10 protein-coding genes and 1 tRNA gene are annotated in these 16,197 nt (G+C 33.2%); 1 reads left to right on the forward strand and 10 read right to left on the reverse strand.

Going from position 1 to position 16,197, the window contains the following annotated elements; translation table 11 throughout:
• Nucleotides 1-16: 16 nt before the first annotated feature.
• The gene (locus H6578_11405; GenBank protein ID MCB9227757.1) at nt 17-1,075 is read right to left on the reverse strand and encodes an RluA family pseudouridine synthase; all 1,059 of its coding nucleotides are present in this window, start codon (nt 1,073-1,075) and stop codon (nt 17-19) included.
• Between the two features lie 7 nt (nt 1,076-1,082).
• Nucleotides 1,083-2,060 (reverse strand): bifunctional phosphoglucose/phosphomannose isomerase, encoded by a 978-nt coding sequence (locus H6578_11410; GenBank protein MCB9227758.1) that lies wholly within the window; start codon nt 2,058-2,060, stop codon nt 1,083-1,085.
• 59 nt (nt 2,061-2,119) lie between these two features.
• Between H6578_11410 and H6578_11415 the strand changes: the two genes are divergently transcribed.
• Entirely contained in the window at nt 2,120-2,473 is a 354-nt protein-coding gene (locus H6578_11415) for a YraN family protein (protein ID MCB9227759.1), read from the forward strand.
• On the opposite strand, the gene H6578_11420 is transcribed toward H6578_11415, so the two are convergent.
• The 8 genes from H6578_11420 to gcvT form a co-directional block, all read right to left on the reverse strand.
• The gene (locus tag H6578_11420) at nt 2,460-3,551 is read right to left on the reverse strand and encodes a glycosyltransferase (GenBank protein ID MCB9227760.1); all 1,092 of its coding nucleotides are present in this window, start codon (nt 3,549-3,551) and stop codon (nt 2,460-2,462) included. The genes H6578_11415 and H6578_11420 overlap by 14 nt on opposite strands.
• Nucleotides 3,533-5,446 carry a RecQ family ATP-dependent DNA helicase gene (locus H6578_11425; protein MCB9227761.1) on the reverse strand — a complete coding sequence of 638 codons (1,914 nt, stop codon included), beginning with the start codon at nt 5,444-5,446 and terminating at the stop codon, nt 3,533-3,535. Before H6578_11425 ends, H6578_11420 begins: the two co-directional genes overlap by 19 nt.
• 66 nt (nt 5,447-5,512) lie before the next feature.
• Nucleotides 5,513-5,586, reverse strand: a tRNA-Arg gene (locus H6578_11430).
• Nucleotides 5,587-5,661: 75 nt separating this feature from the next.
• The gene (locus H6578_11435; protein ID MCB9227762.1) at nt 5,662-5,928 is read right to left on the reverse strand and encodes a hypothetical protein; all 267 of its coding nucleotides are present in this window, start codon (nt 5,926-5,928) and stop codon (nt 5,662-5,664) included.
• A 6-nt stretch (nt 5,929-5,934) separates the two neighbouring features.
• On the reverse strand, nt 5,935-7,551 hold the full coding sequence (locus tag H6578_11440) for a mucoidy inhibitor MuiA family protein (GenBank protein ID MCB9227763.1): 1,617 nt from the start codon (nt 7,549-7,551) through the stop codon (nt 5,935-5,937).
• Nucleotides 7,552-7,684: 133 nt separating this feature from the next.
• Nucleotides 7,685-14,311, reverse strand: a complete 6,627-nt coding sequence (locus tag H6578_11445) for a choice-of-anchor D domain-containing protein (protein MCB9227764.1) — start codon at nt 14,309-14,311, stop codon at nt 7,685-7,687.
• A gap of 183 nt (nt 14,312-14,494) precedes the next feature.
• Nucleotides 14,495-14,884, reverse strand: coding sequence for a DUF4293 domain-containing protein (locus tag H6578_11450; protein ID MCB9227765.1), 390 nt, complete (start codon nt 14,882-14,884; stop codon nt 14,495-14,497).
• A 123-nt stretch (nt 14,885-15,007) separates the two neighbouring features.
• The gene (gene gcvT / locus H6578_11455) at nt 15,008-16,093 is read right to left on the reverse strand and encodes a glycine cleavage system aminomethyltransferase GcvT (protein MCB9227766.1); all 1,086 of its coding nucleotides are present in this window, start codon (nt 16,091-16,093) and stop codon (nt 15,008-15,010) included.
• Between the last annotated feature and the right edge of the window lie 104 nt (nt 16,094-16,197).

Raw genomic sequence — 16,197 nt, forward strand, 5'->3', positions numbered from 1 at the left:
CTAAAAATTTATGCTATTATAAATCTTCATTCTTTCTATAAATATCTTGAGCATAAATACGCCATTTTTCTATTACTTGCAACATATCTTCCGGCAAATTACTTTCAAAATAGACTTCTTTTCCTGTTTTGGGATGCACAAAACCTAAAGATTTAGCATGAAGAGCTTGTCTCGGGCATATTTCAAAACAATTTTCTACAAACTGTTTGTACTTTGAGTAAATAGTCCCTTTTTGTATTCTATCTCCTCCGTAGGTATCATCATTAAATAAGGTATGCCCTATGTGTTTCATGTGTACTCTAATTTGATGCGTTCTACCTGTTTCTAATCTACATTCTACTAATGTTACATAAGCAAAACGTTCTATAACTTTATAGTGAGTAATGGCATGTTTTCCAAAATCGCCACGAGGGTAAACTGTAAATATTTTAGGGTCTCTTTGATCTCTACCAATATTTCCCTCAATAGTTCCTTCATCTTGCTCCACATCGCCCCAAACTAAAGCCCAATATCTGCGTTTTATGGTTCTATCAAAAAACTGCTTAGCTAAATGTGTCATAGCATCATCGGTTTTAGCTATTACTAATAATCCCGAAGTATTTTTATCTATACGGTGTACTATTCCCGCTCTTTCTTCAATAGCTCCACCCAAATTTTTGGTGTGATAAAGGAGTCCATTTACCAAAGTTCCATTTCTATTGCCTACGCCCGGGTGTACTACTAATCCTGCTTCTTTATTGAGTACAATAATATCCTTATCTTCAAAAACTATATCTAAAGGTATATTTTGGGGTGTTAAATCTGGTTCATTAATAGATTTTGGATAAACCATTAATATTTTATCGTGAGGTTTTACCTTATAATTTGATTTAACGGTTTGACCATTTACGTATAAATTACCAAATTTTGCTGCCTGCTGAACTCGGGTGCGACTCACTACATCGCTTTGATTCATTACGTATTTATCTATACGCAAAGGATTTTGCCCTTTATCAGCCTCAAGCTCAATGACATTAAACAAATCATCTTCTTCTTGACTTTCAAAATCAATATTAGTAATATCTATTTTGCCCATTAGCTTTTTATGCTAAGTTAGACTTTAATCTGTCTATTACATCTACTTCCGTAGTGTCAAACCCACGCAATTGAGATAAATAATAAGATAAATAATCACCTATGTTTATCAAATAAATGCATTGTTCTATTAATGAATTTCCCATACTCCAAACTTCAAAAATAGAGCTTGTGTATTTTTCGTACTCTTTTTTATTCAACTCAAAACGCACTTGATTATTTTTATAATCATCTTCTTTTCTTAATAAAATAACGGCTAAATCTTCATTTTTTTGCCTCCAACCTACTAACTCATTATGGTTCATTTCCGGCACTACATGATGCCAACACAGTTGCTTACCATTTTCATTAATCTGTTGTCTCCACCTTACTGTTACCGACTCTATTGTATTTTCAGAATATAAAACTGGTATTTTATTGTAAATTTTTTCAGCTAATTCTTTTGCTTCTTGCTTAATAGATTCTTTATTGTCAAGTATTAATTGTTTTGCTTCTTGAAGTTGTTTTATAAAACTATTATCTATTAATTTAAAATGATTAAGAATAAAGAAAATTTGAGTGCTTGAATACCCCATGCAAGACCGTGGTGGCATTCCTCCCGGAATTACTATCAAATCCAAGTTATTTTCTTTAGCTATTTTTTCAACTTTCCCATTAGAACTTATAGCCACAATCATAGCTTTTCGGTCTATGGACTGTTCAAAACAAGCTACCGTTTCTTCTGTATTTCCACTATATGACGAAATAATAACCAAAGTTTTTTCGCTTACATAAGCCGGCAAAGTATATCCTTTTACTATTTCTAAAGGAATAGAAATTTTAGAATAAACAACATCTTTAACAAAATTAGCTCCTATTCCAGAACCACCAAGACCGCAAATTACTATATTTTGAGGTTCAAATTCTTTTAATTTAAAATCATAATTTAACCCTATTTCTATAGCTTCGTCTATCTGTTTAGGAAAATTCTCAATCAGTTGTAACATATTCACTTTTCTCTTAAATTTGAGGTTCAAAGATAATCATTATAACTTTAAAAAATAATTTGGCTAAACATAATGACATAGGAGAAAATGGAGAAGAATTAGCTACAAACTTCTTATTATCAAATGGATATAGCGTGCTTGAAAAAAACTATCGGTTTGATAGAGCCGAAATAGATATAATTGCAAAAAACGATAAACTTTTAATTTTTGTGGAAGTGAAAACCAGAACTACTGATTTTTATGGCAATCCCGAAGATTTTTTGAGCATAGCTCAGCAAAAAAGAATTACTAAAGCTGCCCAACATTTTATAGAAGAAAATAATTGGCAAAATGAAATTCGTTTTGATATTATAGCTATTAATCATCATAATGAATTGCACCATATTAAAGATGCCTTTTTTATAATTGACTAAGATAAATTAACTTCAACTTTTCTTTTTCTTTATCCCAATTGTAATTTTTACTTAAAGCTAATGTATTATTCTTTAAATTGTTATATAATTCTTTATTTTTTATTAATTTATTAATAGTTTCTTCTATTTCTTTTACACTCAGTGTATTTATTAATAAACTAACCTCAAATTCCTTATTAATCCTTTCATATTCGGGAAAATTCATGCCAATTTGAGGAATGCCAGCGTGGGCATAATCAAAAAATTTATTAGCTAAAGAATAGTAATAATTCATACTGCTTTTATCTAATAAATTTACTCCCAAGTATGCTTTTTGTGTTATCTGCTCTAAATCTTTAGGCAATAATTTCCCAAAAAAAGTTACTTTATCCGTTAAATTTAAGTCAGCTACCAAAATTTTAAGTTCATTTTCTATATCTCCACTTCCAGCTATTTTTAAAGGCATGTCAATTTTTCCCATAGCTTTTATTAACTCCTTTAAGCCACGCCCTTTATTTAATGCTCCTTGATACAATATAAAAGACTGATTTTCATTGGTTTCTTTTTGATATTTTAATTCCGGAACATTCATGATTACGTCAAACTTTCTACCATATTTTTCTTGAAGAAAAACAGCTACGCTTTCATTTACAGTATATAGTTTTTTTGCTTTACGCATTCCTTTTTTTTCAACCCACGCCCAAATTCGTTTTTTTATAAACTTTCCTTCTAATTCCGGTACTTCAGTAAATATTTCGTGAGCATCGTAGTATAATTCAAATTTCTTAAAAAAAGAGGCTAACCAAGCTCCAAATAATGTATCTGCATCATTTGCACAAACTTTGTTATATTTTGAAAACAAAAGCAAAAAGAAAAAACGCAAATTTATTTCGGCATAAAATAAAACGCCTTTATTAAACACACACGCAATTCGTTTTTCAGTATATTTTTTTGAATTATTTTGTCGGTTATCACTTAATTTTCTACCTATTAATGAAACATTAGCTCCAAAACTTTGTAAAGCCGTAGCTATTTTAATTAAACGCTGGTCATACAAAATATCACTTGTACTTAATAATATTATGCTTTGTTGTTCCAACTATAGGTATCGTTTTCTTGTTTTTGTAAAAAATTATAATCTAATAGCATTTTTAAAACTCTATTTAGCTTTTCTTTATTTTGATAGGGGATTTTTTTATTAATTTGATTTAAAGATAAAGCTTGGTCTTTAATATATTTTTTTACTAAAATAGATATTTCTTGATATTCTTTTTCATCTACCTCTTTTTCATTTCGCCCCAAACAAACATCGCAAACACCACAATTTTCAGATTTATTTTCGCCAAAATAAGCTAATAACACTTTGCTTCTACAGCTTGTTGTTTCTGTAGCATAGCTAATCATAGCATTTAATTTATCTTTAAATACTTTAATTCTTTCTTTAATTTGCTCAACATTCAAATACAAATTTTGTTCTGACAACCTTGGTTTTAAAAACTGTATAAAAGGTTCATCTTTATATTTTTCATAAGCTATTACACCCACTCTATCTAATATTTGCAATGTTTTAATAATGTCTTTAACATTTGAGTTTAAGTGCTGGGCTAATTGTCGTTCTTTTATTTTAACGTATCCGTCAAACACTCCGCCATAAACTCTCAAAATATATTTCATAATTGGTTCAAGCTCCAAATTATCAAGCATAAATTTATACAATTCTTGTTTATTGTACAGTACCATAAGTTTAGATGACTGATAAATTCCTTCGGAGAGATATAAATATTCTTCTTGCTCTAAAAACTTTAATGATTGATAAATTTTAAGCACACTAAAATTGTATCTTTTGCTAAAAGTTGTAATATTAAAATCAAAAACCATGTCTATTCCCGCTCCTTCTGCTATCTGAAAAAAATTGCCTAAAGCGTTATACACTTTCTTTATTTCGGGAATAGTAGGCATAGTTTCTTCTAATTTCTCTATAGCTTCGTGCTTATCGGCATTATTAAACAAAAGTACGGCATAAGCCTTTTTTTCATCTCTACCGGCTCGTCCTGCTTCTTGAAAATATGCTTCCGGACTATCGGGCAAATCCATGTGCACTACGGTGCGAACATCTGCTTTATCTATTCCCATACCAAAAGCATTGGTAGATACCATAACCCGTACTTTTCCTTGTATCCAATCCTCCTGTTTTCTTGCTCTTTCTTCGCTTTTTAAACCCGCATGATAATACGTTGCACTAATTTTACATTGCTTTAAATAATCGGCTATTTCTTTGGTTTTTCTTCTATTTCGCACATAAACTACCGATGTTCCTTTCACTTTTTGAAGAATATCTACCAACTTTGTTAGTTTAGCATCTTCATACAGTACTGAATAGCTTAAATTGCTTCGCGAAAAACTTTTTTGAAATACATTATTTTCTTTAAAAACTAACTTTTCTTGAATATCTACTACTACTTTGGGTGTAGCTGTGGCGGTTAGTGCCAAAACGGGTACTGTGGGATGAAACTGTCTTATTCCGGCTATTTGCAAATATGGTGGACGAAAATCGTAGCCCCATTGGGAAATACAATGTGCTTCATCTACTGCCCATAAATTCACGTTCATTTGTTTCACTCGCTCTATAAAAATATCGGTTTTTAGTCGTTCGGGCGAAACATATAAAAATTTTATATTACCATAAATACAATTATCTAAAGCTATATCTATTTCTCTTTTGCTCATTCCCGAGTATATAGCTATTGCTTTTATGCCTTTTTGTTTTAAATGATACACTTGGTCTTTCATTAAAGCTATTAATGGCGAAATAACAATACAAATACCTTGCTGGCACATGGCAGGCACTTGAAAACAAATAGATTTTCCTCCACCTGTAGGCAATAAGGCTAAAGTGTCTTTTTTAGCTAAAGCACTATTAATAATGTCTTCTTGCAAAGGACGAAAAGCAGGATAACCCCAATATTTTTTTAGTACTTCTAAAGGTGTTGACATTAAAATACGAAGTTAGCGAAGTAATATGAAACAAAAAAGTCCCATGCTTTACATGAGACTTTCAAGTGATCCGGCTAGGATTCGAACCTAGGACCTACTGCTTAGAAGGCAGTTGCTCTATCCAGCTGAGCTACCGGACCATTTTCTTTTTGAGAGTAACATAATAAATTTTTACCTTCCCCTCAAAAATGGAGTGCAAAAGTAATTAAAATAAATTAATTATTGCCCACTTTATTTGTTTTTTCAATTGAAATTTTTCTGATTTGAGATTTATCCATTGTATTTACTTTCATTGGTTCTTTAGCTTTTATACTATTATTAGGCTGTAAATCTACCTTTTTACTCATATCTAAGCCTTCAGATTTATTTAATTGATTGGTTTGCACTGTCTTTTGCTCGCTTGTACTTGTACTGGCACTTTGAGTAGATTTGCAGGCATTTAAACCTACTATCAATAAAATTATAATTACTATTTTTTTCATCTCTTCTTATTTTTTACCTGATATTACTTTGTCTTTAGGGTATTTTATAGAATATGTAAACCTAACTTTTTTGCTTTGATTAGCTGCTAAATTTATTTTCCATTCTAATTTTCCATATTCACTATTGTAAGTAGCTCCTCCTCCTTCGTCTAAAGTTACAACTATATCTTTTTGCTGACTTACAGGAATTTGGTCTAACACTTCTATTTCTACACTTTTATTTTTATTGTTTCTTATTTCAATTTCATAAGTATAGGTTTCAACCTTATTAGCTCCTAAAATTTTTGTTTTAGTAAAGTCTTTAAGTTCTGTTCTTTCTATTTTAATTCCCTCGTCTCGCCCCAAAGATAGCAATAATGTATCATTACTTACATTTGGATTAATAGTGGACTCTCCCACGTAAGCTCCTTCAAAGAAAATATTTGATTTTCCCGGTAATAAATTATACTGTCCCCAATTGCTAACTTTTGCCAACAAAAACACTCCTTTATCTAATTTTGGAACACTGTGATATTGATAAACAGAATTAAGTTGATAGGTAGTTAAGCCAACTAAATGCTCCTTGCCATCACTTGGAATACTTTGTGGCAAAGCTACTTCATATTGCGTGCTAAATGTTGAATTTTGCTCTTGTGCATTGTAAGCAAATCCTTCATCAAAACTAGCTTCTTGCTCTACGGCATCGGCATAAGCCATGTTTTTCTCTACTTTATAAGCACGTACTTGCACTTCATTTATTTCCACATTTCCACTTCCATAATACGGCTGATAATAATTAGCATACAAAGGATTAAGCACTGGTCTGTTATTGTTTTGAGATGGATTGCCTGTTGATACAGTTAAGTCAACTCTTTCCCAATCGTAACCAGAATTTTGATAAATATTGGCTTTATAAATCAAATCAACGGGTTTATCTGTTCCTTCGCTACGCAAATCATAAATTGGTGTCCAACCTGCATTGTATATAAGATAATCTAACTTAAAATCGGTATAAACAGGCGATAAAGCACTTACTTGAAGTTTAATAACGCCACTTGGTTTGTTAAACTTAGCATTTTCTTCATTTAGCTGATTTTGAATGTTATTTCTCTGTTCTGTTAAGTCTTTTTCTTGCTTCTGCAAGCTTAAATATTCTTTATTATATTCAAACTGTTTTGTTTTATATACATCTAAAAGCTGACTTAAATCTGTGGGTTCTAATCCTACATTAGCTCCACCTAATTTTTTATTATCATTAAGCACACTTTCTAAATCTGTATATATTTGTTTTTGTTCTTTTATCCAGTTTAAATCATCGTTTAGTTTATCTAACTCCGCTTTAAGTTGTTTTTGTTTATCGTTTAAACTGTTTTGATTTAAGTAATCATTTTCATAAACAGCAGATAACAAACTAACTTTCCCTATGGTTTTTAAAGCCACCTGCAAGCTTGACGGATTTATTGTAGTTGGAATATTTCTTATAACTATTTCTGATGTTCCGGCAGGTAGTTTTCCTCCTGCTTCGCTGGTTAGTTTAGCATTATTTTTATAAACTGTAGCTTTAGTTATTTTAGATTCTAATTGATTTTGTGCCGAAATTGACATTGCAATTAACACAAACAATATGCTTATGAAATTTCTCATTTTTTATTCTTTATTGTAAAGATACATTTTGGTTTAAATTCCATAAAACATAAGCGAATATTATACCATTATTCCCTATAAAAAATCCGAACCTCATAAGATTCGGATTTTTTAAAGTTGTTTTTTATCTTTTTTACTTTTTAACCACTTGAATACTCTGACTAAAATTATCAGAAACAAGTTTTAAAATGTATGTACCTTTTGCTAATTCACTTAAATTAAGAGTAGTGTATTTTTCAAAGTTTTTAGTATAAATTTTCTTACCAGCTAAATCATATAAAGTAGCCATAAAGCTATTTTCTCCTTCAACTTTTACTTCTATTTTATCTTTAAATGGATTTGGGTAAACCATAAAATTAACTACATTTTCATCACTATTATTTCGGTTTAAATTAACCGCTTCTATATTAGAATATTCAAACTGCCCGTCAAAGTCTATTTGTTTTAGTCTGTAATAGGAAACGCCATTAAATGGTTCTTTATCTGTTAATTGATAATGTTGGGTTTCTGTAGTGCTTCCTGCTCCTTGCACCCATGCTATTTTCTCAAAATCAACGCCATTTTTACTTCTTTGTACTTCAAAACCATCGTTGTTTATTTCTGTGGCTGTAGCCCAAGTTAAAGCAACTGTTTTATTATTTACTGCTTTAGCATTAAAATACAATAATTCTACAGGCAGTGTTGTGTTGCTTTGTGTGGCACCGTCTAAGGTAAATTTAGAGAAACTAGTTAAACCTGTTAATGTATATTGATTAGGACAAGCATCAAACCCTGTGGCATTAAATGCAGGTGCTCCGTTGGTGGTAGCTACGGTAGGATTGCCCGGCTGTCCGTTTTTCATTAAATAACGTATATCCGTTCCGTTTGTTGATTGTATAGGCGAAATATCTTGCCCGCCATTAGCTAATACTACCAAATCATACGCAGTTATACCTCCGTTAGGATTGGTTATATCCCACTGCAATGGCGAATGAATATTAAACTCTATTTGGTCAAGTGTACCATCCGGTGTGCTTGTTCCTGTACCTATTTGTCCCGTACCACCGTTAGGTGTTTCCATATCGCAATAAGCATAAGGCTGTATAGGAGCCGTGCTATTTGTTTCCAAATATCCCAATATATTTGAGCCACTTGCTCCTGTTACGTCAATAGTAAATCCTTGTGCGTTTTGCGTAGCATGCCCTATTGGAAATGTGTAAGCAGATGTTCCATCGGTAGTCCATTGTAGTTTGCCTTCTACATAATTGTTTACGCCCGAAGTTTGCCCATTTACTATAGCCGTAGTTTCATCATTTGAAACAAAAAGTAAGTTAGCGTCTGTTTTAACTATTCCTTTGCTTACAAATTCAAGTGTTTGCTTCACTTCCGCACTGTTTGTTAATGTTACTTTATCTCCCGATGCTGCTTTATCTACATACATATTAACCATGGTAGGCGGCAGTGCATCGCCTGTTACCATATCGCCATTGCCTACAAAACCGTAAGAAGCATCTTCAGAGAAGTTAGCCGTAGTTCTTGCTGTAGTCATTCGCAATGCCCCTACGGTTGAAGTACCTAAGGTAATTCCATCGGGGTTGCCATATTTATAGGTAGCACTATCCAATACATTAAATGTACCTGTTCCGTCTATATGTTCTGCTTCATCCGTTTGAAAAACCGTAGGTTTATTTACATTCATAACGCCTGTTATTTCTATGCCTGCTTGAAGGCTAACGTTATAGGTTGGCGTATTGGCAGCTACGGCATTTAACTCAATATTATGGTAAGAAATGGTGTTGCTATTTCCGTCTGTTCCTCTAATTAATTGTGATTGTGTAGCTCCCGAGCCATACCACTCTACTGTTCCTCCGGTAATGTTATAGGCTGTAGCTGTTCCGTCCAACTCCGGATTGGCATCATTTAATTTTTTAATTCTAAGTGTTCCACCATCCATAACTAATGCACCACTACCTGAAAATGATGCTGCTTGATTTACTGAATTAATACAATCAACAACTGTTGCTCCTGTTAGAATTAAAGCCGAATCTATTACTGTAGCTGTACTTAATGCTTTATAATCTGTTCCATAAGTATTGGTTCCACTATATTTTACATTAACATAATTTGGTCTAGATTGAGAACCTCTCAAAACCTGAAAAGCATCTGTACCACTTCCAATTAATTCAATAGTACCTCCATTAAGTATATAAGGGAAACTTCCACCATTCATTCTTGGAATTAAATCTGCATAGGCGTCAATAGAACTGGAACTTCCTTTTGCTATCTGATAAAGCGTACCCGAAGACATATATAAAGTGCCAGTAGAACCTGTAATATATTCAGTAGCAGTTTCAATAACTTGTCCTTTTCTAATATCAAGTTTACCACCAGTAGAGCTTATAGCTGTGTTATTGGTAATACTTGTAGAATTAGTAAAAGTTAATTGAGTGTTATTATCCACCAAGTCGCAAATAATAATTTTGCCCGTTGATCCAGTTGTAATTGCATTTCCTGTTACTTGATTTTCTTTGCCAATATAATGGAAAGTTGCTACTTGATTAAAAGATCTATTAGAAGATGGAACTTGAACATTTCCTATGCCTATACCAGTACCCGAGGTGGTTGTAATACCATCAGGCGATGTTATTTTTAAAGTACTTCCTTGTAATGAAGCAAATTGTGTTCCTGTTTGAGAGCCAGAAATAGCTACTAATAAAGCAGTAGTGCCATTAAACCCAAAATCAAAAACACTTCCGTCTTCCACGGTTAGTTTTGAATTTTGACCAAGTTCAAAATCATTGTTAATAATTTGAGCGTAAGCACCATTTTTTACATTAAATGAAATACCACTATTTTCCGCAGAACTAGTAGAGGCAATATCAATAGTTTGAGTTGTTTCGGGTGTTAAACCATCTCCCACACCAACAAAATTGAAGTTATTATTAACTACTGTGGAACTTGTACAACTTAATCGTCCACTTGAAGCTGCATACAAATCTCCATATAAATTTATAGTTTGAGAACTTGTTCCAGATACAACACCTTGCATATCAAAAAACGCACCACTTAACACTTCTAAATCTCCTTCTATATTGAGTGTTGTTATAGTATTTGTGCCTGCCCCAAGTCTAGTTGTGGCTTGATCTAATATCATATTGCCTTTTATAGTAAAATTAAATGTACCAGATGTTTTAAAATTAATAGTATTATAACAACCTGTAAAAGAAAAATCATCTTCTACTATAAAATCGCCACCTATACCAGAAGTAACAGTTCCTGTTGTAGAAATTCTAAACTTATTGGCTCCGGAACAAGTTACTGGTGGATTGTTAGTCCTAAAAATTAAATCATTATGAGCCATATTTATATTAACTCCTGAAGCTAAAAAGGTCATATCATCACTTGCCCCTAAATTTGATTGGAAATCACAAATTATATTTCCAAAAGTGGCTGTATAGCCATTGTATGTGTTTGTACTAATTGAAGTATTATCGGGAATTAAAATATCGCTAGCAGCATCCCAGTCTCTTAGTATTAAATTAGAATTTGGATGAAAAATTTCAGTTCCACTCCAAATAGAAGTTACCGGATTACTATATTCATTATTTAAAATTAAATTACCATTATCATATACCTCTAATATACCTCCTGAAGATGAAATAGATAAATTAGCATTAACTTGCACTTCGCCTCCATCATAAATATAAAGTTCATTAATAGTACCTGGATGATTGCAATTAAACAAACCTCCACCCAACACATACATTTTTACACTTGAACCAAACGAGCCTCCACTTGTTATTATATCTCCACTTTGAACAAAAATTTTATTAGTTGTATTAAAGGTTGGTGAATTTGAAGCATTCCATGCTGTTCCATCAAAACGTTCCCAAATAGCAGGTGAGGCACTATTGCTTAACCATGTGCCTGAACCCACAGTTCTATAATCTCCATTGGTAACTGGCAAATCTGTAATATCAAAAGTATTGCTAATAACTGATGTAAAAGATGTATGACTGGCAGTTAAAGTAAATCCTGTACCTGCAACTGTATGAATAACTGATGAAAACGTGGCAACACCAGCAACTGTAGTAGCAGATAAAGGAGAACCTGTCATAGTACCAGTAGAAATTATTGAAACATCATCCGTCCACTCTATATCTCTATTACCATTAGCATCTACTCCTTCTATTTGTACCGCAGGCGACATTACAATATTAATTAAGGCATCACTTGGTTGCTGAGCAAAAGCCAAAGCAGAAGCCGTAACTTCCAATCTATTTCTATCGCCTACAATACTTGATACTGCTCCGCCTGCATTTGCCATAGCAAAAATAGACCCTGCCGTATTGGCTGTTGCAGAAGTAACGGTAAATTGTAGCTGTGCATTATCATCTACCGCTGTTAAAAAACTAACACGCAAGGTAAGTGATTTAACGCCACCATCTGCTGCCGTAAAATTTGCACCGCTCAAGCCTGTAAATGTAATTGTTCCTGCTCCTACATTAATAGTCGGGTTATTTGCCACCATTGTATTTACATCAAACAAGGCTGCTGCACGCAAATAGGCAGCGTGTGTAGGATTTAAGCTAAAGGTAATGGATGTTAATTCCGTACCCAAAGCATCGGCATCTGCACTACCGCCTCCATCTCTAATATCAAATTTAAAAACACCAATGTTTCCGCTCGTATTTGTAAACGGACCGGCACTTTGATATAGCGTATAATCAATATTACTTGTATAACCAAAGGTGCTATTTTCTATAATATCCGATTGATTACTGTTTACGCCCTCGCCTTGAATAGCAAAAGTATAAGGGTTTTCATCGCTATCATCATTAGCTATGCTAATGGTTGCTGTTCTTGTTCCCACGGCAGAAGGATCAAAGGTAACAGAAAACGTAGTGCTTCCCAATGCTGCAATAGGTGTAGAAGGATTTGCTGTTACCGTAAAATCGGCAGCATTTGTTCCTGAGATAGTAACATAAGGACTGGTGGCTGTAAGGTTTAAATTTTGTGAACCTGTATTTTGAATGGTAAATGTTCTTGTAACAGTTCCTCCTGTTACAGAGGTGGAACCAAAATCGGTATGATTTGAAGTTGATGGGATAGTACTTCCATTAACAATATCTGCACTACTACCTTGAATATTTATTTCTGGAGAATTATATGGTGTAATATAAATATCATCAATATTTAATCTTCTACCCGAAGAAGATAAATTAACTATTCTAAATCGGACATTTCCTGCTAAATTAACAGTCATAGATTGTGTGGCAAAAGTTGTATTAGTCGCTGTATATGTTGAACTTACAAATGCTGTCCAAGTAGCACCATTATCTGTTGATGCTTCTAAATGCCATGTACCATCTGCATCAGAACCATACATTCCATGACTAAGCGTAACAACTCCCAAACCCGTAGTTAAGTTAAAATTCATTTCAATTTTTCCGCCCCCTTGTATTCTTGCCCCTTGTGTATCATAATAAAAATCACTACCGGAATTACTTATTAGTGCATTATCAAAATTCCAACTACCTGCTGTGCAAGTTACATTTGCTGCGGCATAGCTACCCTTAGAACCTACTTCAAAATCTTCCCAAGGAGCGGTAGTTGTCGTTTCACTCCCACTCAATGCAGGGCTTAAATATTTGGGACCACCGCTACAAGCTGCATTATTATAAGCAAATACAAAATAATAATAAGTAGTAGATGAAGATAAACTACTTGCCGTAAATGAAGTGCCACTACCATTGTAAACCACCGTACCGCCACCTAAAGACGTACCAACAGTATAAGTTGTAGCATCTACGAGATTTCCACTTAATGTAGCAGAAGTACTTTGTACTACCAAATAATTATCGGCAGCAGGCGAAGCTGCGGTGTAGCTTACATCTATAGATGAAGATGTAATATTAGCAAAAGCCAAAGACGTAGCTTGTGCACTTGGTGTGGTACAGGCTGCGGTAACTGTTCCGCTGCAAGTAACATTTTGAGTTGTTGCACCAGTTGATGAGCAAGCAATGTTTTCACTATTATATGTACCAGCACTTAAGCCCGCTTTTAAACGCACATAAATTGTAGTACTAGTAACTGTATCACCGCTTGGCGTTAAGCTTAAAGAACTACTAAAACCACTACCCGAAGTAGTTGAAATTTCGTAGTTTGTAGGAGCAGTTAAGGAAATATTAGCCGTTAAATTGCTACCACTTGCCGTAAATGTTTGTTCTGCCGAAGGGCCTGAACCTGCCACATAAGTAAATCCGGTTAAAGTAGAAGGAGAAACAGTGATGGTTGGAGTTGAGCCAGTTGTATATGTTATCTTCACACTTACTATTCTAAGTTGACTTGTTCCAGAGGCAGCATTTAAAAAACTAAAAGTACTGGCTGAAATTCCATTAATGCTATAAACTAGAGAAGTTGCATTTATTGATATAGCTGTTCCTCCATCTATGCTATAATCTATGGTAGGGTCATATGAACTTGAATTTGCAGTAATAACAACATCCGTAATTGTAATGCCGGTATTTGCACTTAAAGTCATAGCCCCCCCATTACCACTACCTCCATAAAAACGGGCAGCAGAACCTGAGGTATAATAGGTTGGATTTGTACTGGAAGAATTTTTTGCAGTTGAAAATGAAATATTTGCATCTATACTGCCAGATCCTAAAGCAGTAGCATTGGTATAATGGTCGTCAAAAACGTAAGTAACCGTTGTTTGCCCAAACCCAAATCCAAACAATAAAATAGTTAAACTAAAAAGTAGTAATTTTTTCAAGGTAGTAAATTTTTGTTCTGCAAAATTACTAACAATTACTGTGCTAATTTTTACCTAAAAACTCATTTTTTGATTAAGAAATAGTTAAATCTATATTTAACTATATTAAATGATAATAAAATGTGAATAAAATACATCTAAATGTTGATAAGCTATTAAATCATGTTATTATCTTTTGGATAACTATCTCAATCTATAAGACGATTTGATTAAATTTTCATCTTTTTGAACGCCTTTTTTGGCTAAAAACAAAAACAAAATTACCACAAGAATAAGGTAAAACTGCCAGTCTAAATAAAAATTTTGCACACCGTCAGTATAAATATACAAGACTACTCCCGCTAACGCAACAATAATACTCAACCAAATTAATTTTATTTGCAAGGATCTGTTTTTAAATAAGAAAATAGTTACTAAGGCTATAATCGCACTAACTATTAAACTCAAAGAGGAACTCACTTTAAGCAAATCAAGATTTTGGAGTTGAGTAAGAGCATAATCGCTTATAAACGAAAATACTGCCGCCATTACGCCTGCTAAAAATAAATATATGGTTTGTATTCTTTGTATCATTTTTTCTTGTTATCGGTTATCGGTTTTCTGTAGCCAGTAGTCAGACTTAATACTTTGTACTTATATCCTACATCTTATGTCTTATGTCTTACATCTTGTATCTTATATCTTACATCTATCCAACTACAAAAATGGCATTTTTACCACTGTTGCTTTTAATAATTTGTTTCTGTTTTTTATATAAATAGTACTTCCCACTTTTGCATTTTCTACATTTACATATCCCATACCTATGGCTTTGTCCAAACTGGGCGATTGCGTACCAGAAGTTACCACTCCTATTGCACTCTCATTTTCATCTGCTATTTCATAATCTTTTCTTGGAATACCTTTGTCTATCATTTCAAAACCCACCAACTTTTTAGAAACTCCATTTTCTTTTAAATTTTTATGATAATTACTATTTACAAATTCTTTGGTAAACTTGGTTATCCAGCCTAATCCTGCCTCTATTGGCGAAGTAGTATTGTCTATATCATTGCCATACAAACAAAATCCCTTTTCTAACCGCAAAGTATCTCTGGCTGCCAAGCCACAAGGTTTTAAACCATATTTTGCTCCTTTATCCATTAAGGCTTCCCAAACTTTTTCAGCATCTTCATTCCATACATATATTTCAAAACCTCCACTGCCTGTATAGCCTGTGTTTGAAATAACTACATCTACCACTCCTGCTAATTCACAAGCATCAAACCAATAATATGCTATATCATCTAAATTTAACTCCGTTAATTCTTGCACTAAATCTTTTGCCTTAGGACCTTGCACGGCTATTAATGCTAAATCGTCCGACATATCTTGCAGTTCTACATCAAAACCTTTTTCTTTCATCTGCTTGGCTATCCAGTTAAAATCTTTATCAATATTAGCGGCATTTACTATCAAATTATACTCGTTTTCATCCCATTTATATACAATTAAATCATCTACTATACCGCCTTCATTGTTTGGCATACAGTTGTATTGACACTGCATATCTTGCATTTTGCTAATATCATTACTACAAATCCATTGCAATAAAGCCGTAGCATCTGCTCCTTTTACTAAAAACTCTCCCATGTGGCTAACATCAAAAATACCCACATCATTACGCACCGCTAAATGCTCATCTTTTATACCACTGTAAGAAACGGGCATTTCAAAACCTGCAAAATCAACCATTTTAGCACCTAAAGCAGTATGTTTAGCATATAAAGGAGTTCTTTTCATTTATTTTATTTTTTGCAAAAATAAGACTAATTCAAACAAAATAGGAATATCAATTTGTTAATAAGCAGTCAGGTTGTGATAAGGTTGTAATATTCGTGCCACGA

Source organism: Chitinophagales bacterium (assembly GCA_020635995.1).
In the GTDB taxonomy this organism is placed as follows: domain Bacteria; phylum Bacteroidota; class Bacteroidia; order Chitinophagales; family UBA8649; genus JAFMKE01.